Annotated in this window: 25 protein-coding genes; 13 read left to right on the top strand and 12 right to left on the bottom strand. The window is 46.7% G+C overall.

Annotated elements, in window-relative coordinates:
• Positions 1 to 65: 65 nt before the first annotated feature.
• Both HXT25_RS01335 and HXT25_RS01330 read right to left on the bottom strand, forming a co-directional pair.
• Positions 66 to 1,487, bottom strand: a complete 1,422-nt coding sequence (locus HXT25_RS01335; protein WP_004113477.1) for an MFS transporter — start codon at positions 1,485 to 1,487, stop codon at positions 66 to 68.
• Positions 1,488 to 1,515: 28 nt separating this feature from the next.
• Complete coding sequence (locus tag HXT25_RS01330) at positions 1,516 to 2,454, bottom strand: nucleoside hydrolase (protein WP_004113476.1); 939 nt, start codon at positions 2,452 to 2,454, stop codon at positions 1,516 to 1,518.
• A 225-nt stretch (positions 2,455 to 2,679) separates the two neighbouring features.
• On the opposite strand from HXT25_RS01330, the gene HXT25_RS01325 reads away from it, so the two are divergent.
• Positions 2,680 to 3,261, top strand: a complete 582-nt coding sequence (locus tag HXT25_RS01325; protein WP_285067889.1) for an RsmD family RNA methyltransferase — start codon at positions 2,680 to 2,682, stop codon at positions 3,259 to 3,261.
• Between the two features lie 382 nt (positions 3,262 to 3,643).
• Here HXT25_RS01325 and trmD read toward each other — a convergent pair whose 3' ends face one another.
• The 7 genes from trmD to cysS form a co-directional block, all read right to left on the bottom strand.
• A complete protein-coding gene (gene trmD, locus HXT25_RS01320) occupies positions 3,644 to 4,474 on the bottom strand; it encodes a tRNA (guanosine(37)-N1)-methyltransferase TrmD (RefSeq protein ID WP_285060435.1) in 831 nt (276 codons plus the stop codon).
• Positions 4,475 to 4,506: 32 nt separating this feature from the next.
• Positions 4,507 to 5,091, bottom strand: coding sequence for a ribosome maturation factor RimM (gene rimM / locus HXT25_RS01315; RefSeq protein WP_004114567.1), 585 nt, complete (start codon positions 5,089 to 5,091; stop codon positions 4,507 to 4,509).
• An 8-nt stretch (positions 5,092 to 5,099) separates the two neighbouring features.
• Positions 5,100 to 5,333 carry an RNA-binding protein gene (locus HXT25_RS01310; RefSeq protein WP_004113470.1) on the bottom strand — a complete coding sequence of 78 codons (234 nt, stop codon included), beginning with the start codon at positions 5,331 to 5,333 and terminating at the stop codon, positions 5,100 to 5,102.
• 2 nt (positions 5,334 to 5,335) lie between these two features.
• The gene (rpsP, locus tag HXT25_RS01305) at positions 5,336 to 5,797 is read right to left on the bottom strand and encodes a 30S ribosomal protein S16 (RefSeq protein WP_004113466.1); all 462 of its coding nucleotides are present in this window, start codon (positions 5,795 to 5,797) and stop codon (positions 5,336 to 5,338) included.
• 596 nt (positions 5,798 to 6,393) lie between these two features.
• Positions 6,394 to 7,455, bottom strand: a complete 1,062-nt coding sequence (locus HXT25_RS01300) for an endonuclease/exonuclease/phosphatase family protein (protein ID WP_422118604.1) — start codon at positions 7,453 to 7,455, stop codon at positions 6,394 to 6,396.
• Between the two features lie 25 nt (positions 7,456 to 7,480).
• A complete protein-coding gene (gene ffh / locus HXT25_RS01295) occupies positions 7,481 to 9,181 on the bottom strand; it encodes a signal recognition particle protein (protein ID WP_004117337.1) in 1,701 nt (566 codons plus the stop codon).
• Between the two features lie 72 nt (positions 9,182 to 9,253).
• Positions 9,254 to 10,834 carry a cysteine--tRNA ligase gene (gene cysS / locus HXT25_RS01290; protein WP_420028042.1) on the bottom strand — a complete coding sequence of 527 codons (1,581 nt, stop codon included), beginning with the start codon at positions 10,832 to 10,834 and terminating at the stop codon, positions 9,254 to 9,256.
• 139 nt (positions 10,835 to 10,973) lie between these two features.
• Here cysS and HXT25_RS01285 point away from each other — a divergent pair, with 139 nt between their 5' ends.
• Positions 10,974 to 11,321, top strand: a complete 348-nt coding sequence (locus HXT25_RS01285) for a DUF3039 domain-containing protein (protein ID WP_014554407.1) — start codon at positions 10,974 to 10,976, stop codon at positions 11,319 to 11,321.
• Here HXT25_RS01285 and HXT25_RS01280 read toward each other — a convergent pair.
• Positions 11,318 to 12,727: a nicotinate phosphoribosyltransferase gene (locus tag HXT25_RS01280; RefSeq protein ID WP_004114578.1), complete on the bottom strand. Its 1,410-nt coding sequence runs from the start codon at positions 12,725 to 12,727 to the stop codon at positions 11,318 to 11,320. The two genes, HXT25_RS01285 and HXT25_RS01280, sit on opposite strands and share 4 nt — an antisense overlap.
• A 341-nt stretch (positions 12,728 to 13,068) precedes the next feature.
• On the opposite strand from HXT25_RS01280, the gene coaD reads away from it, so the two are divergent.
• From coaD to HXT25_RS01250, 6 genes are all read left to right on the top strand, one after another.
• A complete protein-coding gene (coaD, locus tag HXT25_RS01275) occupies positions 13,069 to 13,638 on the top strand; it encodes a pantetheine-phosphate adenylyltransferase (protein ID WP_014554409.1) in 570 nt (189 codons plus the stop codon).
• 73 nt (positions 13,639 to 13,711) lie between these two features.
• The gene (locus HXT25_RS01270) at positions 13,712 to 14,641 is read left to right on the top strand and encodes a hypothetical protein (RefSeq protein ID WP_064622838.1); all 930 of its coding nucleotides are present in this window, start codon (positions 13,712 to 13,714) and stop codon (positions 14,639 to 14,641) included.
• A gap of 2 nt (positions 14,642 to 14,643) precedes the next feature.
• Positions 14,644 to 15,285, top strand: coding sequence for a YceD family protein (locus tag HXT25_RS01265; RefSeq protein ID WP_020760115.1), 642 nt, complete (start codon positions 14,644 to 14,646; stop codon positions 15,283 to 15,285).
• Positions 15,286 to 15,875: 590 nt separating this feature from the next.
• A complete protein-coding gene (rpmF, locus tag HXT25_RS01260) occupies positions 15,876 to 16,070 on the top strand; it encodes a 50S ribosomal protein L32 (protein WP_004113441.1) in 195 nt (64 codons plus the stop codon).
• 110 nt (positions 16,071 to 16,180) lie between these two features.
• On the top strand, positions 16,181 to 17,077 hold the full coding sequence (rnc, locus tag HXT25_RS01255; RefSeq protein WP_004117354.1) for a ribonuclease III: 897 nt from the start codon (positions 16,181 to 16,183) through the stop codon (positions 17,075 to 17,077).
• A gap of 42 nt (positions 17,078 to 17,119) precedes the next feature.
• Positions 17,120 to 18,193, top strand: coding sequence for a tyrosine recombinase XerC (locus HXT25_RS01250; protein ID WP_422118603.1), 1,074 nt, complete (start codon positions 17,120 to 17,122; stop codon positions 18,191 to 18,193).
• Positions 18,194 to 18,202: 9 nt separating this feature from the next.
• On the opposite strand, the gene HXT25_RS01245 is transcribed toward HXT25_RS01250, so the two are convergent.
• Complete coding sequence (locus tag HXT25_RS01245) at positions 18,203 to 18,463, bottom strand: Txe/YoeB family addiction module toxin (protein WP_004113436.1); 261 nt, start codon at positions 18,461 to 18,463, stop codon at positions 18,203 to 18,205.
• The gene (locus HXT25_RS01240; RefSeq protein WP_004113434.1) at positions 18,456 to 18,719 is read right to left on the bottom strand and encodes a type II toxin-antitoxin system RelB/DinJ family antitoxin; all 264 of its coding nucleotides are present in this window, start codon (positions 18,717 to 18,719) and stop codon (positions 18,456 to 18,458) included. Before HXT25_RS01240 ends, HXT25_RS01245 begins: the two co-directional genes overlap by 8 nt.
• Before the next feature lie 232 nt (positions 18,720 to 18,951).
• On the opposite strand from HXT25_RS01240, the gene sufB reads away from it, so the two are divergent.
• From sufB to HXT25_RS01215, 5 genes are all read left to right on the top strand, one after another.
• Entirely contained in the window at positions 18,952 to 20,511 is a 1,560-nt protein-coding gene (gene sufB / locus HXT25_RS01235; protein WP_004117361.1) for a Fe-S cluster assembly protein SufB, read from the top strand.
• The gene (sufD, locus tag HXT25_RS01230) at positions 20,511 to 21,800 is read left to right on the top strand and encodes a Fe-S cluster assembly protein SufD (protein ID WP_422118602.1); all 1,290 of its coding nucleotides are present in this window, start codon (positions 20,511 to 20,513) and stop codon (positions 21,798 to 21,800) included. The genes sufB and sufD overlap by 1 nt, the downstream gene beginning before the upstream one ends.
• Before the next feature lie 9 nt (positions 21,801 to 21,809).
• Entirely contained in the window at positions 21,810 to 22,586 is a 777-nt protein-coding gene (gene sufC, locus HXT25_RS01225) for a Fe-S cluster assembly ATPase SufC (RefSeq protein WP_004114595.1), read from the top strand.
• Positions 22,587 to 22,747: 161 nt separating this feature from the next.
• On the top strand, positions 22,748 to 24,670 hold the full coding sequence (gene typA, locus HXT25_RS01220; protein ID WP_004114597.1) for a translational GTPase TypA: 1,923 nt from the start codon (positions 22,748 to 22,750) through the stop codon (positions 24,668 to 24,670).
• A gap of 9 nt (positions 24,671 to 24,679) precedes the next feature.
• Positions 24,680 to 25,114, top strand: coding sequence for a hypothetical protein (locus tag HXT25_RS01215; protein WP_004574855.1), 435 nt, complete (start codon positions 24,680 to 24,682; stop codon positions 25,112 to 25,114).
• Positions 25,115 to 25,148: the final 34 nt, after the last annotated feature.

Here is a 25,148-nt window from a genome sequence, read left to right as displayed (position 1 = left end):
ATGATTTCTGCAACATTCTCAGGCAATTATTAAAAGAATGAAAACGAATGAATTAGATTAGTGAATCACTCGCAATCTTCTGGCTTAGGAATCAAGAACGAGCATGCAAACGCCAAAGCAAGTAGCACGATTCCAGCAACCATCGAAGCAATATATCCAGCTGATGCTCCAGCAGATTGTACAAAATTAGTCATAACAGCGTAAAGAATCGCAAAGCTCAAGCCTGCACCAAGATTAAACGCGCCAGCATTCATTCCAGGCAAATATCCAGGATTATCCTTTGGCGAAAGCACAATTCCAAGACCGTTAAGCATAATGTTTGCAACGCCAGCATAGCTGATACCAAGCCACAAAGAAAGCACTACAAGCGCCCAAACAGAAGGCGAGGCTGCAACATAGATTCCAAATACCACGCCAAGAACGCTCACAAGAATTCCAGCACGCAGCACCAGACGATACCCGAACTTTGCAGCAAGCATACCCGCAACAGGTCCAAACACGAAGCCGATGATTGCGTAAGGGGTAAGAGTTGCGAAGCTTACGATGTCCGCACCCATTCCAGCGCCAGCCTTAGCATCTTGAGCTAGCTGTGGAACAACGCCGTTCATAATTGCAAATACGCCAGTCATAGTAAGAAGTGTGCAAGAAAGCAAGCCCCAAGTGCGGCGTTGACTCATATATTTTGTAGAAACAAGAGGAGCAGAGTTTTTGCCCTCTACGTTCCAGAACACTACAAAGAATACTGCTGCAAGAACCACAAGACCTGCTACAAGACTCAAATTCGCGCCAGCAAGTTTACCAATCTCGTTGATAGCAAGATATGCTGCTAGGAATGCTATGCCAAGGGTTACAACTCCAACCCAATCCATCTTTGGAGTATCTTGAGCATGGGATTCTTCAGCATAGAAAGCAACCAAAAGAACAGCGATTATACCAATGGCTGCCATAGTCCAGAATACGGATCTAAAGCCAAAGTTTCCTGCAAGCCAGCCGCCAAGAAGCGCATCAACGCCTGCAATACCGCCGTTCACAGAAGTTAGAATTGCCATTAGCTTTGCGTAGCGTTTTTCTTCGCTAACGCGCACGCGAAGCATAATCAAGCACATTGGTACAACAGGTCCGCTTGCTCCTTGAAGGATTCTTCCAATCATAAGAACTGTTACGTTTGGCGCAATAGCACTCACTGCACAACCCAAAATAGTGGAGATTAAAATCCCAGTAAGAACCTTTTTTCGTCCAACAAGATCAGCTAAACGCGGCAAGAACAGCGAGAATAATGCTGCTGCAGTAAAGAATACTGTTTGCGTTAAGGCGATTTGAGAATCCGTTGTTTTAAGCTCTCGAGTCATTGTTGCTAGAGCTGGAGAAAGCATAGATGCGTTAAGCTGGAATGCGAAAATCGCCACAAGCAGCGCTACCATAAGCGCTACGATTGATCGTCCACCCTTATCCAACATAGATGGTTTTTTAGATGAAACCTCAGTCATAATTAACCTCTATTTTCAATTACCTCAATTATTTCAATTCTTTTAAAGCGTCAATAATCAAATCCCAGAACTTGTTAAAGTCGAGTTTAGTTGCCACTTGAGTATGGCACTTGTCAGCCGATGGCTCTGGTCCACGCAAATCTGCCACCGTCATGCCAAGCGTCAAATCTCCCTTAATCTCAACGTCTACAGGGCATCTACGAGTTTGTACAACGCTGTGATCTATCAAATATGCAACCGTGCAAGGATCATGAACTGGTGGGTCGATAAAGTCTTGGTTGTTCTTGTATGCCTTACGGAAGAAGTCCATCAATCCGCTTGCAAAAGCAGAAAGAGGCGTACCGATAGCGTCAATCCTAGCTTGTACTTCTGGAGTGCAAAGTGCCTGATGAGTTAAATCAAGACCAACCATTGTAATAGGCCAATCTTCATTAAACACAACGTGAGCGGCTTCAGGATCTACCTTAATGTTAAACTCTGCAACTGCGCTCCAATTGCCAACGTGATAGCCGCCGCCCATGAGAACGACTTCCTTAACTCGGCTAACGATTCGTGGCTCTAAGCGAACTGCCATAGCTATGTTTGTAAGAGGTCCAGTTGGTACAAGTGTGATCGTGCCTGGCTCATGACTCATTATTGTGTCAATAATCCAGTTTACTGCGTGTCCCTCATCTAAAGGACGAGTCGGCTCTGGCAAAGTCACTCCATCCAGGCCAGTTTCTCCGTGAACAGCAGCAGCAACTTCTAGAGGGCGGATCATTGGGCGGTCGCAGCCTGCGTGCACAGGGATATTTGTAGCATGTGCCATTTCTAGAGTTGCTCGCGCATTGTAAGTCACTTTTTCTAGGCTTTGATTTCCGCCGACTGTTGTTACACCAAGCAAATCAATGTTTGGATTGCCAAGCGCTAGAAGAATAGCCATAGCGTCGTCATGGCCTGGATCGCAATCTAGAATGATTGTGGTCATTTTAGCTCCTTAGTTGTTTAATTATATGTCAGTTGTAGTTGGGATTTATATATTTTATGCTTAGGCTTTTTAGCAAACTTCATTGTTTAGCGTAGTTTGGGATAAATCGTCAGAAACCAGTGCTAAGCAACATTTGTTTATATAAATAAACAAATGACCGTTCCAAGTATATCAATAACAAAATTCGACACAAGTCTAAATAATTTAAAATGATATGCTTAAAACATGCACGTAATTGCAGGAAGATTTAAAGGCACGCCATTATGCGCTGCAAAGTCATGTACAAGACCAACAACAGATCGCACAAAAGAGGCGATTTTTTCTAGGCTCGACTCATGGGGAGTATGCGATGGTGCTCGAGTACTCGACTTATTCGCTGGCACAGCGGCGTTAGGCGTAGAAGCGATTTCTAGGGGCGCAAAAGAACTCGTGTGCGTAGAAGCGAACGCAGCTGCGGCGGCGTTAATAACAAAAACTGTTAAAGTACTACAAAGTCAAGGCGCGTGGAGTGAAGATTTAAGCACTCGCGTAAATAAAAGACGCGCAGAGCAGTTCGTACAAGACTACAGCGGTGAAGCGTTCGATTTGGTGTTTGTGGATCCACCGTACGCATTAGAGACAGAGCAAGTTGAGCTTTTGATTGAGAATATGGTCAGTAAGGGCGTTGTAAGTGCCGCAGCTGACACGCTTATTGTTTTAGAGCGTAGCGCGCGCAGTGTTGCGCCTAAGATTTGTGCTGGGTGGGAGATTTTCGACACGCGCAACTATGGCGAAACTGCTGTTATGTTCATTCAATCTACTAATTGACCTTTATTCGCGTTTAGAGCGTGACCAAGTGCGGTAGAGATTCGAGATTTTTCGCCGCTATCGAGGCGAGCCTCAGCACCGAAGGTGGTGACTCGCCGAGAGAGCAAGAAAAATCGAGAATCTCGGTGATTAAGTGATACGCAATTGTTCAAGCATGTAAGAGGGCTGGGTGATTCTTGGTCGAACAATATAAGAGCGGCGCCGATACCAAATAATCCAATGAGCCACCACTACAAACAAACCTCAACCCAAAAACAAAATCAAAGCCAAAACGGAACAACCGCAACTCTAGACTACACGCAAGAGGCGGAGCGTTGTGAGACAAGAATTAGCCAGCCCTCACGCAACATCAAGTAAGAAATCGCGCTAGCGCAGCTAAATTTTACAGGTTGGCGCGCTTTGGCGAATCGCCAGAAACCTCCCACCCAAGGCTAATCAGAGTTTTTCTATCCTGCTTACTAAGCGACTTGCAATCAAGTTTCTCAATCAAATCTGGTCTAATCTGGCTCGTGCGCGCTAGTGCATCATCTCTGCGGAAGCGATCCACTTTAGCGTGGTCGCCCGAAGTAAGAATCGCAGGCACGCTAAGATCGCGCCAAGTTGTGGGACGAGTGTATTGGTGATGCTCAAGAATCGCATCCGCGCCAGTGTACGACTCTTCAACAATCGACTCTGGGTTACCCATAAAGCCTGGAATCAAGCGCGTAATGGCCTCTACCATAACGCTAACAGCCACTTCGCCGCCGTTAAGAACGTAGTCGCCAATCGAATATTCGCGCACATCTACTCCGCGCGATTTATAGTATTCTGGGATTCGCGCGTCATAGCCTTCGTAGCGTCCGCACCCAAATACAAGTCGCTTTGCGCTTGCTAATTGTGTAGCGTCTTTTTGCGAAAACAGTGGGGCAGAAGGGTTTGGGAAGATTAGAACTGTGCCGTTATCGCCAATATCGGCTTTGTTATCGTCATTATCGGCGTCATCTCCATTATAAAGCAGCTCATCAAGGCATTCCGCCCACACTTCTGGCTTCATCACCATTCCAGCGCCGCCACCAACTGGCGTATCATCAACAGATTGATGAACGTCATGCGTCCATTTTCTAAGATTATACGCGTTGATTTTAAGCAAGCCATTATCTTGCGCTTTACCAAGCAAGCTCAAATCTAGCATGCGAAAATATTCAGGGAACACGGAGATTATGTCGATTTGCATTTTATAAAGCCTTTAAGCTTAAATCATGTGTTTTAGATTCCTGGGATTAATCCACCTGGAGGATCTAAAGTCAAATATTTTTCTTTAAGATTAACTTCTGGAACCAGTGCTTGAACGAAAGGCACTAGCGCAGTTTTATCATCGCCAACAGGAGTTGAAAGTCGGATTTTAAGCAATGATTGAGCACCATCAATAACGTCTACGACTTTGCCGATTTCACGCGGCGCAACTCCAAGTGAATTATTCTCACAAATGCGCGCGCTAAGACCCACCAAATCCTTAATATACCAAGCATTTTCTTGCTCTAACTCTTGCGCGCTTTGAGCCTTAGTGTAAAGCTCTAAGCCGTTTAAGGCCTCTGCATCGTTGCGATTTAGACTTTGTTCAAAAAGCAAAATCCAACGGCTTTTAAACGTTCGCGCAGACTCGATTGTAAACTCGCGCTCGCCGTCTTGCGTGTAAAGCACATTGCCTGCTTTAAAGCGCTCATAAGGTTCGTCGGTAAAAATTTGGACAGTGACTTCGCCTTTTAGTCCTTGCGCTTTTCCAATACGACAAACCCTCAGTAGGTTGTTTGAACCTTGCTGAGGGTCGTCAAAAAGTTGGTTTTTAGCCACGTTCAATCTCACTTACGTACGTCCATAATGTCTACGCGAACGTTGTGGCGGCTTAGAGCCTGTACAACAACGCGAATGGCATTAGCGGTACGACCGTTTCTTCCAATAACTCTACCGATGTCTTCTGGATTTACGCGCACGCGCAAGAGTTCGCCGCGAGCGTTTTCGTGAGAACGCACGGACACGTCATCTGGAAAATCAACGATGTTTTTAATGAGATGTTCCACAGCTTGAGCCAGCATAATTACTCAGCCTTTTCCTCGGCTTCAGCATCTGCTGCTGGAGCTTCTTCAGCTTCGTTCTTAGCGGCTTCTGCAGCAGCCTGAGCCTTTGCAGCGGCTTCGGACTTAGCAGCCTTAAGCTTCTGAGCTTCGGCTTCTACAGCCTCAACGCGAGCCTGTGCGTCTGGACCAGCTTCGGAAGTCTTCAAAGTGCCTTCTGCACCTTCAAGACCCTTGAACTTCTGCCAATCGCCAGTAATCTTTAGCAGCTTCAACACTGGTTCGGTTGGCTGTGCGCCAACGCCAAGCCAGTACTGTGCGCGGTCAGACTTAATCTGAATCAAAGATGGCTGCTTGTTTGGATCGTAGATGCCGATCTCTTCGATGGACTTGCCGTTACGCTTGTTGCGCGAATCAGAAATTACAACGCGATAGAAGGCGTAGAACTTCTTGCCCAATCTCTTAAGACGAATCTTGGTTGCCAAAATGGCTCTCCTTATAACTAGAGTCGTAGAATTTCGCTCGGGTGTGGGGCACTCCTTGCGAGTTCCACTGTTCCTCGCGTGGTCGATAAGAGGGCTTCGATTCACGCGAATAACTTTTCTATTATGACTGATTGCGTGGACGTTCGCGCGCTTAGGCCGTGCGAACGACAGGACCTACCTTTTCGCTTAGAGCGTAGCGCGCGACATTCTCTGTTTACTGTTGTATGAGGGCTGGCTAATTCTTGTCTCACAACGCTCCGCCTATTACGTGTAGTCTAGAGTTGCGGTTGTTCCGATTTGGCTTTGATTTCGTTTTTTGGGTTGAAGTTTGTTTGTAGTGGTTGATCATTTGGATTATTTGGTATCGGCTGCCGCTCTTATATTGTTCGACCAAGAATCACCCAGCCCTCTTACGTGCTTGAGCAATTGCGTATTGCTTAAACACCGAGATTCTCGATTTTTCTTGCTACTTCAGCGAATCACCATCAAAGATGCTGAGGTTTGCTTCATTCGCTGCGAAAAATCTCGAATCTCTACCTGACTTAGTGGGGTATTGTATGCAAAGAGCATAGTTATTCGCGCGAAGAAGGCGGTGACTAGATGTGGATTGAAACGCAAACGATTAACGCAAAGTGGTCGCTTCCATCCACGCGAATCGCGCGTTGCTCTGTGGCTATAGCGTTGCATCCTGTTGATTTTACTAGCACATGGTCAAGTGCAAGATTCGGCCATTTTTGCCACGTTGGCCAAGTCTTTAGTCGCTTGCCGATTTGCATTGATGCGTCTAAAAAGCCTGATTTTAGTAGCGCTCTAAAGCTTGGGTGGTCTGGAGTAGAGTTTAAGTCTCCGCCGATTATTTTGACTTTTTTGACGTTGTTTTCATTGTGATTTTCGCCGATTTTTGCAAGCGCCATTATTCCGCTGCTCCAAGCCGCACATCCGCGCATAGGCGACTTTGGATGCGCCGAAGCGAATGTTATTAAAAGATTTTCCGCGGATGAGTCGCAAGTGACCGACGTAACAATTGGCACGTTTGCTGCATCAATCTTAATCGACTTACCAAAAGATTTAACATTGCTTAGTCGCGTATAAATCGCGTTAAAGCCGCCATTTTCATGTCCGTTCGCGCTTCCCAATTGCACATGTGGAAAATCGCGCTTAATCCCAAGTTTTTCAAGGTTTTTTACAAGTTTTTTGCTTACTTCTTGTAAAAGAATCGTATCGATTTTATGCGTTTTTGCTAACTTTATTATTTGACTTGCGTTTGCGCGACCATATCTGCAATTAAGCGTCATAACGCGGATTTCTCTCGATTTTTCTAGTGATAATTCTGGCGATTTTTCCTGTTTTATTCGCCGCAATCTTACTGCCCAATACGGCGTATACGATTTTAAAGAGATTACGAATAACAGCGCATATGCTACGCACAAAAATAAATAAGATTTATAAAATTCATTTTGCGATCGTGTTGCAACTGCAGCCACAGCGCTGGCGACTTGCCCAAGTGCAGCGCAAAACGGCGCAATTGGAAGCAATGCAATAACATATGGCAGTGGCTTTAGTCTATCCGCTCCAGCTGGCAGCCACCTAAGTAGCTGCCAAGCTAGAAGCAAAACAAGTGCAACAAGTAAAATCGCAAGTAAAATAGCGTAAATCATCTACTGATTATTCGTATTATTCGCATTATCTGCCGAAAAGACCTGCGAGTCCGCCGCCCAAATTAGGCGGTAAATCAGGCATTTCGTCAGCAAAGTCACCTTCGCCACTCATAAGATTTTGAAGATTTTCTGGCAAATTATTAGGCAAGTCCTGCTTCTTCTTCATAAAAGCAGACTCGCCATTCGCGTCATCATTTGCACTATTTGCAGAAGAATTTCCAGACAAGCGTTCTCTAAGCGCGCGCTCCTCGGCCTCGCGACGCATAGGATTACCGGACTTTCCGCCCTTCTTCTTGCTCTTCTTGTCTTTACGCTTAGACTTTCCGCCAGGACCGCCAAACCCAGGCATTCCGCCCATTCCAGGCATTCCTGCGCCGCCGCCATTGCTCATGCGCTTCATCATTTTAGCTGCTTGCTCAAAGCGTTGCAAAAGCGCATTCACTGCAGAAACTGGAACGCCTGCGCCAGCTGCAATGCGCGCGCGCCTAGAACCATCAATAATCTTGGTGTCTTTGCGCTCTTTAGGCGTCATCGAACGAATAATAGCTTCCGTGCGGTCTATCTCGCGGTCATCAAACTGCTCAAGTTCCTGTCTGTGCGCTGCCATTCCAGGCATCATACCAAGAATCTTCTTCATAGAACCAAGCTTTTTAACCTGCTGAAGCTGATCCAAAAAGTCGTCTAGTCCAAAAGTTCCTTCAGATATTTTAGCGGCAGCTTTTCTAGACTCTTCCTCGTCAAACTGTTTTTGCGCATTCTCAATAAGCGTTAGAATATCGCCCATGTCGAGGATTCTTGAAGCCATTCTATCTGGATGGAAAATCTCAAAATCCTTCAAACCTTCGCCAGTAGAAGCGAACAAAATCGGCTTTCCTGTAACGCTTGCAACAGATAGCGCAGCGCCGCCTCGTGCATCGCCATCTAACTTAGAAAGCACAACACCCGTAAAGTCAACGCCCTCGTTAAACGCTTGAGCCGTACGAACAGCGTCCTGACCAATCATGGCGTCTATAACAAACAGAATTTCTTGCGGATTAACAGCATCGCGAATCTCGCGCGCCTGCTGCATAAGAGCATCGTCCACGCCAAGGCGACCAGCGGTATCGATAATAACCGTGTCGTACATTTTTGCGCGCGCGTAGTCAATAGAATCTCGCGCAACTTTAACAGGGTCTCCAGTGGCTAAACCAGCCGAAACAACTTCGCTACCACCGTCACTTTGCACGCCTCGCTCTGGCGCAAAAATCGCCACACCTGCACGCTCTGCAACAACCTCAAGCTGCGTAACAGCGTTAGGACGTTGCAAATCCGCCGCAACAAGCAAAGGCGTATGACCCGAATCCTTAAGCCAGTAGCCCAACTTTCCAGCGAGCGTTGTTTTACCAGCGCCTTGCAAACCAGCAAGCATGATTACAGTTGGTGGATATTTTGCAAAATTCAGCGGTCTATCAACGCCTGAACCCAAAACGTTTGTAAGCTCGTCGTTTACAATTCGCACAACTTGCTGAGCAGGATTCAGTGCGCTAGAAACTTCCTCGCCTAGTGCGCGCTCGCGAATTTTAGCAGTAAACGATCGCACAACATCTAGAGCTACGTCTGCGTCTAAAAGCGCACGACGAATTTCACGAATCGTGCCGTCGATGTCTGCGTCGGATAATTTCCCTTTTCTGCGCAAGTGTTTGAATGCGCCAGAAAGTCTTTCTGTTAACGAACTAAATGCTGCCATAATTGCTCTATTCTACAGGTTGTTTGGAATGTTTTGTTGTATTGCTTTTTATCATGTTTACATTGCTTTTACTTAAGACAAATGCCACGATGACCCTTGTGCGCAATCTTCGATTACAACGCCAGCGGCGGTTAAAGAGTCGCGAATCGCGTCTGCGCGTGCAAAATCCTTAGCTGCGCGTGCAATAGCCCTTTGTTCAAGCTGATTTGCAATCAAAGATTCAAGAACCTTATGCTCCGCGCTTGCGCCATTATTCGCACCTAAATCTTGCGATTTTTGCGAAAGATTGCGCCATTGTGGAGAATAAGGGTCTAGTCCAAGAGTGTCTAGCATTGCACGAACTTGCAAAACACAAGTCTTAATAAGGCTTTTAATGCCGTTGCTTTGATTTTCGTTTTGATTTTGCGCATAGTCATCCAAAAGCGCGTTACCAGAGCGAATCGCAGTAAAAATCGCAGCCAACGCGCCCGAAACGTTAATATCGTCGTTCATAGCTTTAGTAAAATCTTTTGGAAGATTATCTGCATCAACGCTTTGAACTTCCGCATAATCTGGCTGATTTTCGATTACGCGATTTGCGCGCTCGAGGAAGTTAGATATGCGATCATAAGCAGATTGTGCCTCGGTCAAAGATTGATCCGACCACTCAAGCATTGCGCGGTACTGCACGCCGCCTAGCGCGTATCGCACGACCCACGCGGATTTTTGAGCTAAAACAGATGGAACAGAAAGACCGTTTCCAAGGGATTTGCTCATTTTTTCGCCCTTAGATGTAACCCACGCGGAGTGCATCCACACGTTTGCACTCTTCCATCCAGCAGCGAGTGTTTGTGCCATCTCGTTTTCGTGGTGTGGGAAGCGCAAGTCTAGTCCGCCGCCGTGAATGTCGAAGGAATCGCCAAGATAGCGGTGGCTCATTGCTGAGCATTCAATGTGCCAACCTGGGCGTCCTGCTCCAAACGGCGTGTTCCAGCGCGCGTCTTTTTGGTCAAAATCGCAAGGTGCTTTCCAAAGTGCAAAATCGCGAGCATCATGCTTATCTGGGCTTGCGTCAGCAGGGTCAACTGGATTGTATTTGTCGGCTTTGTCAGCACTATTGTTGTCATCTGAATTACCATTTTGATGCGTTAGTGCGCCGTAATCTTGCCAACTTGGCACACTAAAATACACGTTTCCAGTAGGATTGCCATTCGCGTCTGTTATTGCGTATGCGTGTCCGCGATTAATCAAGCGCTGTATAAGCTCCACCATATCGTTTATGTGACCAGTCGCGCGCGGCTCCACAGTAGGCGGCATAACGCCAAGAGTGTTGTAAGCTTCAGTAAACTCGCGCTCGTAAATGTAGGCGCGCTGCCACCATGTTTGGCCATTTTCGCTAGCTTTTTTGATGATTTTATCGTCAATATCTGTAACATTTCTAACAAAAGTAACAGTGTAGCCAAGGCGCAAAAGCCATCGGCGAACAACATCGAAGGCGATTGCTGCGCGAATATGACCTATATGAGGCGAGCTTTGCACAGTTGCGCCGCACACGTACATCCCAACGTGGCCAGGAGTAACTGTTGTAAACCCGCTAGTGTTGTGCGTTGCTGTGTTATATAGGCGCAATCGTGCCGCTGCTGCTGTAAGAGTTCTGTTCGTATTTTCAAGCATAATCTCAATTATATGTTTAGCTAATAACTCACGCGTTAAGCTCGAAGTTGTCGATTCGAGTATTTGTTGCGATTATGACTTATGCTTGTATAAACATGAGTCGCAATCAACAAAGCGCGATTTGTACGAAAGGGATGCAATGACGTTTTCAAATGATTCAAAGTATAGCGAAGATCCAAACGCTGCTAATTTGAACGCTGTTATGGAAGACGATTCACAAAGCCTCCCAGATTCTGGGTCTAGCACAAGCACGAGCATACTTGAAAAGCCAGAGGTAGATGAATCAGCGCGAATGGACGATGGCGGTGACGCAGACCGCTTTGCACACTACGTTTCCAAGGATCGCGTAATCGAATCGCGCTTGACTGGCCGCCCAGTTGTAGCACTGTGTGGAAAAGTATGGATTCCAAAGCGCGAAGCTAACGACTATCCTGTTTGCCCAGAGTGCAAAAAAATCTACGAAGAGATGAACAATCTGGGCTTTTAGCCTAAAACGTTGATTTCTGTAGGAATAGCAGGGTCGCCACGCATAAGACTTTGAGCAGAAATCGGAAGTCTGCTAAGTGCTTTAGCACAATAGTCCTGTGCTCGCATAATTGCGTCATGACCCATAAACTCTGTATTAGATTCGCCATTTTGCACGTAGTCAACTAGCAAATCTTCCCAAGAATCTTGCGGCTTAAAAGTCGCGAGGGCACTCTCCGAGCCAGAAATTACATGCTCACAATCGGCTACGCCATTGCTAGCCACGCCGCCATTCGCACCGCCGCTAAAATCGTAGGAACGGTACGCAAGCTTACGCCCTGGAACAGTCGCCTTATTCTTAGACTTCTTAGCAACAGGTTGCATAACTCCATCTGTGCCCTCGCGCTCCGTAAGCTTATAAACCATTGCGCAAGTAGGCGCGCCCGAACCTGTAACAAGCATTGTTCCAATGCCGTAGGAATCAACTGGCGCATTTTGCAAAGATGCGAGCGCATACTCGTCCAAATCGTTCGTAACCGTGATTTTAGTATTTTTAGCACCCAACGCATCGAGCTGAGCGCGAACGCGACGAGCCATAACGCACAAATCGCCCGAATCAATGCGCACACCGCCAAGATCCGCACCAGCAACTTGCACGGCGGTTTTAACAGCCTCTTCTACGTTGTATGTGTCTACAAGCAACGTTGTTCCTTTTCCGAGTGCTGCAATTTGTGACTCAAAGGCATCGCGCTCCGAATCGTGCACAAGCGTAAAGCAATGCGCGGCCGTTCCAATCGCCTTAAGCCCGTAAAGCTTTGCCGCAAGCAGGTTTGCCGTGCCTTTAAAACCGCCGATTACCGCCGCGCGAGAAGCAGCCACAGCCGACCACTCGTTTGTGCGCCTGCCACCCATATCCATGCACGGCCTTCCAGCAGACGCGGAAACCATGCGTGCGGCGGCGCTCGCCACTGCGCAATCGTAGTTGAGCACGGAAAGTAGCAACGTTTCTAGCAACGTGCACTCGCCAAAAGTGCCTTCAACTTGCAAAATCGGCGAATCTGGGAAGAACATTTCGCCTTCTCTGTAACCGCGGATTTTGCCGCTAAAATGGTAGTTTTCTAGCCATTTAATGGTGTCTTTACTAACGATTTTGCGGTCTTGCAAAAATCGCAAGTCATCGTCACTAAAGTGGAATCGCGCTAGCTCCTCTAGGATTCTGCCTGTGCCTGCTACCACTCCGTAGCGGCGGCCTTGAGGAAGGTGCCTAGTAAAAATCTCAAAAACGCATTTGCGATTTGCTGTGCCGTCTTTTAGTGCTGCGTCGAGCATTGTGTACTCGTACATGTCTGTCATGAGTACGGAAGAGTTTGTGTAAGACTTTACTTCGGACTTTGCTTCAGACTTTGAGAAATCAAAAGAATCAAGCATTTTCAATCCTTTCTTGCAATTTTAGTAATCAAACTTAAAGCGCGTTCTTTACGACTTTTATACGCGACTTTTACCTGCAGCCAATCATAGTCCTATGCCTATCTACTATTAGTGCGTGGGGATTCTCGATTTTTCGCCGCGCGAATCGACGACTTCGAGCTGCGTATTTTGCCCGTGTTTGTTTATCAAAACGTCAAATATGGGAACAAACGCGGGGAAAAAGAAACACAAGCAGGAAAAATAGGCTTATGTCTAGCTTATGTCTAGCTTATGTCTAGCTTATGTATAGCTCATGCCTGATTCGTGTCAGACTCGTGGCAGATTCGTGGTAACCTAAAAGCATGACTATAGCTGTTTGCCCAGGCTCCTACGATCCCGTTACAGCCGGACACTTAGACGTGATACAACGTTGTACGCATCTCTTTAAAGAAGTGCATGTTTTGGTAGCTGTTAACGCGGCAAAAACGCCAATGTTTTCCGAATCGGAGCGTGTGGATATTATTCGCAATGCTGTTAAAAACCTAAAAAATGATTTTCCAGTCGGGGAATTTGCTCCACCTTTATGCGGAGCAGCACAGTCGCCAGCGTGCAAAATAGTTGTTGCCTCAACAGATGGTCTTATCACAGATTATTGCAAAAAAGTCGGCGCAACCGTAATAGTTAAGGGATTGCGCCAAAATGGTGACTATGAGGCGGAGCTTGGAATGGCTCTGGTTAATCGCAAGCTTGCTGGGATAGAAACCATGTTCCTGCCTGCAGACCCTATTTTGGAACATGTTTCTAGCTCCGTTGTAAAAGATGTTGCTCGTCACGGCGGAGACGTTTCGGGAATGGTGCCAGATAATGTGGTTCCACTTTTACAGAACGTTTTTTCTAAAACAATTGCAATATCACAAAAATACGTACAATAAAGTCATAAAATTAAAATAATAAAATAAAATTATTAGGAGAAACAGAGAGCAGCTACTTAGCGAAGGAGAAAAAATGAGCGAAAACGAAGACGACACAATGGAAAGCCAAGTATCGGCAAATCGCAGCCAAAAGTTGCCATTAAATCCAGTGATTGCAAACAACGATGATTCGCCCAGTGCTGCTTTTGAAGCTTACGACGCAGTGCCTGCGGCGAATAAGACTAAGGATGATAGTGCTGGCGATTCTACGGTTGCTGGCGATTCTTCTGCTGATTCTACGGCTGCTGGCGATAATGCGCAAAACTTGTTCCCAATGCCAGATTTGCGTGAACGCGAAGACGGTGGTGCAATAGAATTTGAAGATGAAAAAGAAAACGTGTTTAAAGCCGCTAATCCGCAAACAGTAAGCGAAGAAGTGCGAACAAAGTCGCGTGAAGAATTCACAACGGTTTACGACATAATCGACACAATGGAAACTACGTTAAATGAAGCAAAAGGCGTGCTGTTTTCTGCTGGAATGGCAAAGATTGATCGCGAAGAATTCGGCGACTACTTATCTAGGTTAAAAGACATGCTACCAGTGCAACTTGAGCGCGCGAGTGCATTAATGCGAGAGGCAGAGAGGCGCTTGCGCACGGCTCAGGCTCAAGCAAATTCAATCGTAAGCTCTGCGCAAAGCCAGGCTGCTCAGATGATTGAAGAAGCACAAGAGAGAGCTAAATTCTTGGCTGGGCAAGAAAACGTGGTCGCCATTGCAAGAAATCAGGCGCGAGGAATCGTAAACGAGGCGCAGGCAAAGGCTGATAAACTCACGCGTGGTGCGGATCAGTACAGTGCTACGGTTATGGAAGGTTTAAAACAGCAGTTAGACAAGCTAGAGCAGGATGTTCAAGCAGGTCAGCGAGTTCTAGAAGAACGCAGGCGTGCGGCGGCGCATGTGCAAGACGAGATTAACAGACAAGTTAATGGAGAAGTTGTAAACGAAAGCGAAGAAAGGAACTAAAAATGGCATCGCATCCCTCCCAGTCTTTATGGGCGGTACCAGTTGCGCAAATGGCGGCACGAGCAGGAAGTAGCATGCAATTGCATCGCGTTTTCCCGGCGCCAGAAGGTATAGGAGACAGCGTTATTGGCGTGAAGCCAGGGAGCGATGTTACAGTAGACGGCAACTTTGATTCCGTAGTGGATGGGCTTATGTTCCAGGGTACGATTACAGCGCGCGTACACGCAGAGTGCTCTAGATGCCTGATGCCGTTGCATAGGGATTGGAGCGTCGATGTGTGCGCGTTCTTTGCACAGGTGGAAAGCAAGGGTGGTGCGCGTTCCAATAATTCCAAATTTAATAGATCTAATGGCGATAATGATGATTTAGAAGATGCTGATATTTGGGACGAGGGCGACGATTCTGGAAACGTGTATCCACTGGTTGGCGGAGGCGACTTTGCTGATATCGAGGCATTGATTAGGGACACAATGGTTAGCGAGCTGCCGCTTAAACCTTTGTGTGAGCCAGATTGCAAGGGCCTTTGCTCGCAATGCGGAGAAAACTTGAACGAACATCCAGATCATCATCACGATATTACGGATATTCGGTTTGCGGCGCTTGAAGGACTTAAGCAAAAGCTTGAATCACAACAATCTGCCTGAATAAAATCCTTGTTTGTTGTTGTGTGAGGGCTGGGTGTTTCTTGTCTCACAACGCTCTGCCTATTACGTGTTGTCTGTTGTTGCGGTTGTTCCGTTTTGGCTTTGATTCTGTTTTTGGATTGAGGTTTGTTTGTAGTGGTTGATCATTTGGATTATTTGGTATCGGCTGCCGCTCTTATACTGTTCGACCAAGAATCACCCAGCCCTCTTACGTGCTTGAACAATTGCGTAGCTTTCATCACCGAGATTCTCGATTTTTCTTGCTCTCTCGGCGAGTCACCATTTCATGCTGAGGCTCGCCTCGCTAGCTGCGAAAAACCTCGAATCTCTACCTTACTTGCGCTTTGACTGAGCTTGAAATTGCATAACGCATTTCAAGCTCCTTCAAAGCGTGATTTGGCTCAAATGTAAAGTCCAGTGGACTTTACATGCCAAATCAGCCGAGCGGCTACTAATAGCCGCGAGGAATAGAGCGCTGTAACGCGCGAACGACGACCTGCCATGTAGTGTGTTTCTGAATAATGTATGGCGCTTGCTGTAATATACAGAACGCTTAAGCTCAATCGGTTGAACGAAATAGAGGAAAGATTATGGCACTGCCAAAGTACAAGACCTCGCGCGCTAATACTCATTCGCGTCGCGCCAATTGGAAGGCTTCTGCCGTGCAGACTATTACCTGCCCGAACTGCGGTTCGCCAGCGTTGTCTCACATGGCTTGCCCAACCTGCGGTAACTTCCGCGGTCGCGTGTATCGCGAAGCAATTCGCTCTGCGCACACCAAGTAGGTTGTATTTTAAAAGAACCCTGCCATCGACGGGTGGCAGGGTTCTTGTGTTTTTGCACGCTTTTATTGAGCTTGAAATTGCATGAGGTTGTAAATCAACGACTTCAACGCATGCGCTATAATGTTGAAAATATGAGTGGGAACAATACAAAAGATCAGCATGACATTCAAGATGATGTAAAAAATGACGTTCAAAATCGCAATTATCAGAACCCAAATCATCCAGAAAATGCTAGAACTAGCAGCATAGGTGTTACGCGTTCTAAAGACGGACATACTCATGATGGTGACCCTACTCAGGAGCTTTTACGCGCGCTCGGTACTACGATTTCGCCAGATTTACTTGTTGAGGCGCTCACTCATCGCTCGTTTTCGCACGAGCATCCAGGCACTAAAAACTACGAGCGTCTAGAGTTTTTGGGAGACGCTGTTTTGGAGCTTGTTTCTACAGAAACGCTGTTTTCTGCTCACCCAGATATGACGGAAGGTCAGTTGGCTAAGCTTCGCGCTAAGGCTGTTTCGGAGTGGGCTTTGAGCGCGGTTGCGCGAGATAAGTTGCACGTTGGACCGTATATTCTTTTGGGTCATGGCGAGATGGAGCATGGAGGCGCTCAAAAAGACTCGATTTTGTGCGATATTGTTGAGGCGCTTATTGGCGCGACTTTTGTTGAGCATGGCATTGACGAGGCGCGCGCTGTAGTGCATCGTTTGATTGACGACACTTTGGCGGAGGTTCTTACAGAAGGTCCTGCTCTGGATTGGAAGACTTCGCTTACGGTTTTGGCGCACGAGATGGGGCTTGACGAGCCGCAATATAGGATGTCGGTTTCTGGCCCAGATTATGCGCCCGTGTTCCATGCGCGCGCGGTTTTGGCACACGAAAGCGGCGACGAGCTGTTGGGTGAGGCGGATGGTTCTAGCAAGCGCAAGGCTCAGCTTGCTGCTGCAGATAAAGCTTGGCACGTGTTGGATAGAAGGCGTAAGTCTAGCGGAGAAAGCGGTAATTAGAGCTTTCTGATTGCTGTGATATAGGCGATTTGAGGCGGTTCTATGGCTAGCAGTCGTAATAATAATGATTTATTATTTGACGATGGTTTGGTATCGTCAACGGAAGCTTCCGACTTATCCGATCGGTATATTGATTATTTGCGTTCAAATAAAGGCCTTGGAAGTCGCACTCTTCGCGCATATAGGGTAGATGTTTTGCAATGCCTTGAATGGTGTGGTGTAAACGATCTTTCTGATTTAAATTCTGTGTCTACAAGCGTTCTGCGTCAATGGATGTATTGGCTTAATAAGAATCACGCGCGCTCTAGTTTGGCTCGCAAAGTAGTGGCTGTGCGCGGCTTTTTTGCATGGACTACACACGTTGGTTTGATTAGCGCAAATCCTGCGCAAATTCTTAATACACCTAAAATTGTTAATGAGCTTCCTACGGTTTTAGACGAGGCGCAAGCGGAAAAGTTATTGGATTGTGCTGAGGATCGTTCTGAAGATTATGCTGTGGATAAGTCGCCAGCAACCGAGCATCAAGAAAATACACCACTAAAGTCGCAAATAAAAATGCGAATAAAATCTAAAATAAAATCTCAAACAAAAACGAAACAAGAGTATGTAATCGCACTCAGAAATGCTGCGATTTTAGAGCTTTTATATGCCACGGGCATGCGTGTGGGGGAGCTTACGGGTCTTAATGTGCAAGATATGGATTTTGAAAATCACACTGTAAAAGTTACAGGTAAGGGAAACAAGCAGCGTGTAGTACCATTCGGTGTTCCTGCTGCAAAAGCGTGTAAAAAGTGGCTTGACTGTGGGAGAAGTGCGCTGCAAGAAAAATCTGCCGTAAACTCGCAAGCGCTGTTTTTGGGCGCGCGAGCAAAGCGCATTGACCAGCGCATTGTTAGGAGCATTGTTCACGAGGCTGCAGCTGCTGCAAACGTGCCAGATGTTGCGCCGCACGCGCTTCGCCACAGTGCTGCAACACATATGCTCAACGGGGGAGCGGACCTTCGCGAGGTTCAGGAGCTTTTGGGGCATTCGTCGCTTAACACAACGCAGCGCTACACGCACGTTTCTATTCAGGCTCTTAAACAGCGTTACTCGCAAGCCTTCCCGCGTGCGTAGATTTTGCGATCATCTATCATAATGTGAACCGCACTGAACTATTCTCATTATGTTTCCATCGATTCGGTAAACTATTCTGTTACAGTCATCAATCCGTCTACTCCAGTATCCAGAAAAATCACCTTTCAGAGGTTCTGGTTTACCTATGCCGTTATATCCGTTGCGATCAATATCTTTAAGAAGCTGAAGGATCCTCTTAAGAGTTTTCTTATCTTGCTTAGACCAGTACTCAAAGTCTTCCCACGCTTCATCTGTCCAGGCTTTAATCATCGAGCGGAACCTCGTGTATAGTGCCGCCTGTTTCTTCCATGTGTGCTATGGATTTTTTAAGACGACTTATATTCTCCGGATTGTAAAACGGATCTGCTGAAACTTCGAATGGTATTCTGTGTTCTCTTCCAACTTTCTTAGCAAATATTGTGAATGCTGCACTCATTGAAAGCCCTAGTTCTCGGCAAACATTTTCCATAAGTCGTTTATCGTCTGCATTTAGCTTGAAATTAATGTTCACTGTATTTGTTGTCATCTAAATTACCACCTTTCTAAATAAGATTTTAATAAAAATGCAATAAAAAATAAAGTATTTTTCTTTATTTTCATTTATACAGACAAGGTTTATGCAGAGAATGTAAAGATGTGATTTGAGTCACGTTTGGTGGCAAAATGGTGGCAAAATCGCGCAAAGTCAAAAATCTCGGAGCGTGCGTTGCGTGGCTAAATGTATAATCGATTTATAAGCTTGATAGGAGGGTAAAACAGTGGTTGATGATTCAAATAAGCCTGAATCAAGCGCATCATTGAATGAGAATGCAGCAAATCAAAACGACTCCAGCACGCCAGAATCCAGCGCGGCAGACGTTGAAATGAGCCAGTACGTGGCAGATCGCGCTCGCGTAAACGAAGATAAAATTCGCCAAGACGAGCAGATTGTTGCTGAATTTGGCGAGTACAATTACGGCTGGCATGATTCGGATGCGGCAGGCGAAGCTGCAAAGAAGGGCATTGACGAGTCGGTTGTTCGCGCAATTTCCGCAGACAAACACGAGCCAGAGTGGATGCTAAACCTTCGTTTGCAAGGCTACCGCGCGTTTTTGCAAAAGCCGATGCCTGATTGGGGAGTGGATTTAAGCGGTTTTGACGCAGACGATTTTAAATACTACGTGCGCCCTGTTCATGATCAAGCGAAAACTTGGGATGATTTGCCAGAAGATATTCGCAAAACTTACGATAGGCTTGGCATTCCAGAGGCGGAGAAAAAGCGTTTAGTTTCAGGCGTTGCAGCACAGTACGAGTCGGAAGTTATTTACAATTCGATTCGCGAGGATTTAGCATCTCAAGGCGTGATTTTTGTTGATACGGATACAGCAGTTCAAAAGTATCCAGAGCTTGTAAAAAAGTATTTTGCAACTGTGATTCCAGTTGACGACAACAAGTTTGCGGCTCTTAACACAGCGGCTTGGAGTGGCGGATCGTTTGTGTACGTGCCAAAAGGCGTGCATGTAGATATTCCGCTTCAGGCTTACTTCCGCATTAACACGCCAAACATGGGTCAGTTTGAGCGCACGTTGATTATTGCAGACGAAGGATCGTACGTGCATTACGTTGAAGGTTGCACAGCTCCGATCTATTCCACGGACTCGCTCCACGCTGCAAACGTTGAGATTGTTGTAGAAAAGCATGCGCGCGTGCGCTACACAACCGTGCAAAATTGGTCAAATAACGTGTACAACTTGGTAACTCAGCGAGCTTACGTGCGCGAAGGCGGCACAATGGAGTGGGTTGATGGAAACATTGGCTCCAAGGCTACTATGAAGTATCCTGCATGCATTCTTGCTGAGCCGTACGCAAAAGCAGAAACCATGTCTTTGAGCTTTGCGGGCCGCGGTCAGTACCAAGATACGGGTGCGAAGATGATTCATTTGGCTCCGCACACGAGTTCTACGATTGTTGCTAAGTCGATTTCGCGCGGCGGTGGACGCTCTGCTTACCGCGGTCTTGTGAAGATTGTTAAGGGCGCTAGCGGCTCTAGCTCTTCAGTTGTGTGCGACGCTTTGCTTGTTGACGATTTTTCAAGGTCCGACACTTATCCGCATGTTGACGTGCGCGAAGATAACGTTTCAATGGCTCATGAGGCCACTGTTTCTAAGGTTTCTGAGGATCAGCTTTTCTATTTGATGAGTCGAGGGCTGGAAGAAAAAGAGGCTATGGGCATGATTGTGCGCGGCTTTGTGGAGCCGATTAGTCGCCAGTTGCCTATGGAGTATGCTCTGGAGCTTAATCGTCTTGTGGAATTGCAAATGGAAGGATCTGTGGGGTGATGAGCGAAGATCTGAAAAAGAATTTAGGCAATAAAATGACGGAAAAAGAAATTAATATTCCTGTAGCAGACCCTAATGATCCTTACGCGGTTCCTGCTGCAATGCCTTCTAGTGCAGATAAATCCGTGCGCTCTTTTAATGTGCAAGACTTTACGATTCCAACTAGGAAGCAGGAAGATTGGCGATACACTCCAGTTGAGCGAATTTCCGAGTTTTTTGATAGTTTTAAGCCATCTAACAACGTTGCTGTGGAGCTAAAAGGCGTTGATGGCGATTCGCATGTAACGATGCAAATTTTGCCTAAAAACGAGGCTCCGCATACAGATATGAAGCCTTCGGATCGCGTGGCTGCTGTTGCGTGGAATTCTGCAAAGTCGGCGTACGTTTTGCATGTTTGTGGCGAAGTTACAAAGCCAATAATATTGCAAATTCATGGGAATAACTTGCAATCGCTAGACGCTGCGAAATCTCTTGACGCTTTGCACTTAGTGATTGAAGCCGATTCCTGCACAAACGCGGATATTATTGTAGAGCACACGGGAGTTGCAAAGCTTGCTGAAGGCGTAGAAATCATTCTTGGAGATAACGCGCACGTTTCTACAACGTTCATTCAAGAGTGGGATTCAGGCAGCAAACACGTTGGAAATCATAGGATTCACGTTGGGCAGGGTGCTTCGCTTCGTCACACAATGGTCACGCTTGGCGGAGACGTTGTGCGAATCCGCATGGATCAGGATTTTGGTGGCGAAAAGGGCGATTTAAACATGCTTGGCATGTATTTTGTGGATCCAGGCGAGCACGTTGAGCATCGTACTATGGTTGTGCACAATCACCCAGAATGCAAGTCGCGAGTAGTGTATAAGGGCGCGCTTTACGGCAAGGGAGCGCATTCTACATGGGTTGGAAACGCGCTTATTAAGCCAGAAGCTCCAGGCACGGATTCGTACGAGTTGAACAGAAACTTGGTGCTAACTCCTGGCGCGATTGCCGATTCGGAGCCAAATCTAGAAATTGAAAATGGAAATATTATTGGCGCAGGTCATGCAAGTTCTGTCGGCAGATTCGACGACGAGGAGCTGTTTTACTTGCAATCTCGCGGCGTGAGCGAAGCGGATGCGAGAAAGCTTGTTGTGCGCGGATTCTTTAACGAGCTTATTGAGGAGATTGGCGTGCCGCAAATCGTAGATCATTTGATGGCTGCGATTGAGAGGCGTTTAGCTAAGACGGAAGAATCGCAAGCAGCCGCAGAATCTGTAAATGCGGAAAAATCGCCAGCAACCGAAGAATAGGAGATAAACATGTCAACTTTAGAAATCAAGGATTTGTACGCGTCTGTAGAAACAAAGGAGGGGCGCAAGCAAATCTTAAAGGGCGTAAATCTTACAGTTAATTCTGGCGAAACGCACGCTATTATGGGTCCGAATGGCTCTGGAAAGTCTACTCTCGCATACACTTTGGCAGGTCACCCAAAGTACGAAGTGGATTCGGGTCAGGTGCTTCTAGACGGCGAAGATATTTTGAAGATGACTCCAGACGAGCGCGCAAAAGCTGGGCTGTTTCTTGCAATGCAATACCCGGTAGAGGTACCTGGCGTTTCGATGACGAACTTTTTGCGCACAGCAAAAACAGAAGTGAGCGGAGAGGCTCCGACTTTGCGCGCGTGGGTTAAAGAGCTTAACGAAGCAATGAAGCGCTTAAGAATGGACCCAAAATTTGCGTCTCGCTCTGTAAACGAGGGATTTTCGGGCGGCGAGAAAAAGCGCGCGGAAGTTTTGCAACTAGAGATTTTAAAGCCAAAGTTTGCGATTTTAGACGAGACGGATTCTGGGCTAGACGTGGATGCTTTGCGAATTGTTTCGGAAGGCGTAAATCGCGCCAAAGAAAACACTGGTTTGGGCATTATGATGGTTACGCATTACACGCGAATCCTAAAGTACATTAAGCCAGATATTGTTCACGTTTTTGCGCAAGGTCACTTTGTAAAGACGGCAGGACCAGAGCTTGCAGACGAGTTGGAAGAAGAAGGATACGACAAGTATTTGCCAGAAGGTGCCAGCGAATCTGCAATTGCTTGAATCGGTTTCTGTTATATAGCGCGTCGGTTGTTTTCCGCTTTTTGTTGTTGATTTTGCCGTTTCGAGCTACAAAATGCGTCAATATCTCTCGTGTAATAGCGTGTCTAAAGCCGCGAGTAAACTCGTCTAGGTTTGGCTAAATAAAACGGAAGAGGTTTGTAATGACTGTTCGCGGTGATATTAGAAATGTGGCAATCGTAGCGCACGTTGATCATGGTAAAACAACGCTCGTAAATGCCATGCTTCAGCAGTCGCACGTATTCTCTGAGCGAGAAGAAGTGCCAGACCGCGTAATGGACTCCAACGACCTTGAGCGCGAAAAAGGCATCACCATTCTTGCCAAGAACACTGCTGTGCAATACACTGGCCCGCTCGCAGAAAAGTACGGTCACCCAGAGGGAATTACAATCAACGTAATCGATACCCCAGGTCACGCCGACTTTGGTGGCGAAGTAGAGCGCGGCATCTCCATGGTTGATGGCGTTGTGCTGCTTGTTGACGCTTCCGAAGGCCCACTTCCGCAAACTCGATTCGTTCTACGCAAGGCTCTTGAGGCAAAGTTGCCAGTGATTTTGTGCGTTAACAAAACGGATCGTCCAGATGCGCGTATTGACGAGGTTGTGAGCGAAGCTACAGATTTGCTTCTCGGTCTTGCACAAGACGTTGTTGAAGAAGGAATCGACCTAGATATTGATTCGCTTCTTGATTTGCCTGTTATTTATTGCGCGGCAAAAGCTGGCTATGCATCCTTGAATCAGCCAGAAAACGGCGGCTTGCCAGATAACGATAATTTGGAGCCTCTTTTTGACTCCATTATCTCCAACATTCCAGCACCAGAGTACGAGGAAGGCGCACCTCTTCAGGCGCACGTTGCAAACATCGATTCTTCCGACTTCCTCGGTCGCCTCGGCTTAGTGCGAATCTACAATGGCACTTTGGAAAAGGGTAAGACTTACGGGCTTTCTCGTGTAGACGGCTCTATTGAAAACTTCCGTGTTTCTGAGCTTTTGCGCACGCAAGGCTTGGAGCGCACTCCTGTTGCATCTGCAGGTCCTGGAGATATTGTTGCAGTTGCAGGCGTTAATGACATTATGATTGGCGAGACGATTGTAGATCAGAACGATCCAAAGCCTCTTCCATTGATTCACGTTGACGATCCAGCTATCTCCATGACTTTCGGCATTAACGATTCGCCGCTTGCTGGCACAGAAGGCAAGGATCACAAGCTTACAGCGCGCATGATTAAAGATAGGCTTGATCGAGAGCTTATTGGTAACGTGTCTATTAAGGTTCTTCCAACAGACCGCCCAGATGCTTGGGAAGTTCAGGGTCGTGGCGAGTTGGCGTTGGCAGTTTTGGCGGAGCAAATGCGTCGCGAAGGCTACGAGCTTACAGTTGGTCGTCCTCAAGTTGTTACTAAGACGATTGACGGTCAAATTAACGAGCCTATGGAAAACACTACGATTGATGTTCCAGAAGAATACATGGGTACTGTTACGCAGCTTATGGCGGATCGCAAGGGTCGCATGGATTCTATGAGCAATCACGGATCTGGCTGGATTCGCTTGCAATTTACTGTTCCTTCTCGCGGTCTTATTGGCTTCCGCACAGCTCTTCTTTCTGCGACTCGCGGAACGGGAATCGCAAGCTCTATTTCTGCAGGCTATGCTCCATGGGCTGGTCAGATTGTAACTCGTCAAAACGGCTCCATGGTTTGCGATCGTAAGGGTGTTGCAACGCCTTATGCTATGCAGCGTTTGCAGGCGCGTGGCGTGTTCTTTGTGGATCCGCAAAGCCCTGTGTACGAAGGTCAAATCGTTGGTATTAACAATAAGCCAGACGAGTTGGACGTTAACATTACGCTTGCTAAGCATATGACTAACATGCGTTCTTCTACAGCAGATGTGCTTGAGACTTTGACTCCACCAATTAAGATGAGCTTGGAAGAGTCGCTTGACTTTGCTAACGAAGATGAGTGTGTGGAAGTTACGCCTGAGTCGATTCGCGTGCGCAAGATCATTTTGAGCCGTGATGAATGGTATAAGTGGCGTGCTAAGCAGCGTCGTCAAAATAATGCTGCGTGATTCCTTAAAATGATGTTTAACATAAAGTCGCATTCCGTGCTATTTGCTAGCAAGTGTGCGGCTTTATGCGTTTTGGCGGCATTTTGCGCGGTTTTGGGCACTTTTGCGCATCGAATGGGCGCTATGTACAACTTTCCGTACGGTCTTGTAATCGCGCTTTTGCTTGTTACTTTGAGCGCGTGTTTTGCTCGCATGCTTTGTGGCATGTTTGGCTTTATTTTGCACGCAATTGTGTGCTGTTCGGTTGTGTGGATGATTGCGCTTGGATGGTTTAGGATTTTTGGCGCGTTTCGAGGCGTGCTTGTTGCAGTTGGTTTTGGCGCGGATAATCTTCCGTGGATTGCGCAAAATGCTGGATATTTTTGGCTTTATGGCATTATTATTGTTCACGTAGTTTTGCTTTTTATCCCTAATAAATTCTTTGTTATCTCTGATGCTAAATAAGCGGTGCTAAATAAGTGTAAGTTAGTTTATAGGT

Source organism: Gardnerella sp. DNF00476, from assembly GCF_049262735.1.
Classification (GTDB): Bacteria; Actinomycetota; Actinomycetes; order Actinomycetales; family Bifidobacteriaceae; genus Bifidobacterium; species Bifidobacterium vaginale.
This window is presented reverse-complemented; position numbering and strand designations above follow the sequence as displayed.

Bases quoted from the DNA above. Each gene is read 5' to 3' on its own strand.
- HXT25_RS01300 (WP_422118604.1), bottom strand. From the start codon at position 7,455: ATGATTTACGCTATTTTACTTGCGATTTTACTTGTTGCACTTGTTTTG.
- HXT25_RS01335 (WP_004113477.1), bottom strand. From the start codon at position 1,487: ATGACTGAGGTTTCATCTAAAAAACCATCTATGTTGGATAAGGGTGGA.
- HXT25_RS01240 (WP_004113434.1), bottom strand. From the start codon at position 18,719: ATGACAACAAATACAGTGAACATTAATTTCAAGCTAAATGCAGACGAT.
- HXT25_RS01280 (WP_004114578.1), bottom strand. From the start codon at position 12,727: ATGCTTGATTCTTTTGATTTCTCAAAGTCTGAAGCAAAGTCCGAAGTA.
- HXT25_RS01285 (WP_014554407.1), top strand. From the start codon at position 10,974: ATGACGTTTTCAAATGATTCAAAGTATAGCGAAGATCCAAACGCTGCT.
- HXT25_RS01215 (WP_004574855.1), top strand. From the start codon at position 24,680: ATGATGTTTAACATAAAGTCGCATTCCGTGCTATTTGCTAGCAAGTGT.
- HXT25_RS01245 (WP_004113436.1), bottom strand. From the start codon at position 18,463: ATGATTAAAGCCTGGACAGATGAAGCGTGGGAAGACTTTGAGTACTGG.
- HXT25_RS01330 (WP_004113476.1), bottom strand. From the start codon at position 2,454: ATGACCACAATCATTCTAGATTGCGATCCAGGCCATGACGACGCTATG.
- trmD (WP_285060435.1), bottom strand. From the start codon at position 4,474: ATGCAAATCGACATAATCTCCGTGTTCCCTGAATATTTTCGCATGCTA.
- coaD (WP_014554409.1), top strand. From the start codon at position 13,069: ATGACTATAGCTGTTTGCCCAGGCTCCTACGATCCCGTTACAGCCGGA.
- HXT25_RS01310 (WP_004113470.1), bottom strand. From the start codon at position 5,333: ATGCTGGCTCAAGCTGTGGAACATCTCATTAAAAACATCGTTGATTTT.
- rnc (WP_004117354.1), top strand. From the start codon at position 16,181: ATGCGCTATAATGTTGAAAATATGAGTGGGAACAATACAAAAGATCAG.
- sufC (WP_004114595.1), top strand. From the start codon at position 21,810: ATGTCAACTTTAGAAATCAAGGATTTGTACGCGTCTGTAGAAACAAAG.
- HXT25_RS01270 (WP_064622838.1), top strand. From the start codon at position 13,712: ATGAGCGAAAACGAAGACGACACAATGGAAAGCCAAGTATCGGCAAAT.
- ffh (WP_004117337.1), bottom strand. From the start codon at position 9,181: ATGGCAGCATTTAGTTCGTTAACAGAAAGACTTTCTGGCGCATTCAAA.
- HXT25_RS01265 (WP_020760115.1), top strand. From the start codon at position 14,644: ATGGCATCGCATCCCTCCCAGTCTTTATGGGCGGTACCAGTTGCGCAA.
- cysS (WP_420028042.1), bottom strand. From the start codon at position 10,834: ATGCTTGAAAATACGAACAGAACTCTTACAGCAGCAGCGGCACGATTG.
- rpmF (WP_004113441.1), top strand. From the start codon at position 15,876: ATGGCACTGCCAAAGTACAAGACCTCGCGCGCTAATACTCATTCGCGT.
- HXT25_RS01325 (WP_285067889.1), top strand. From the start codon at position 2,680: ATGCACGTAATTGCAGGAAGATTTAAAGGCACGCCATTATGCGCTGCA.
- HXT25_RS01250 (WP_422118603.1), top strand. From the start codon at position 17,120: ATGGCTAGCAGTCGTAATAATAATGATTTATTATTTGACGATGGTTTG.
- sufD (WP_422118602.1), top strand. From the start codon at position 20,511: ATGAGCGAAGATCTGAAAAAGAATTTAGGCAATAAAATGACGGAAAAA.
- typA (WP_004114597.1), top strand. From the start codon at position 22,748: ATGACTGTTCGCGGTGATATTAGAAATGTGGCAATCGTAGCGCACGTT.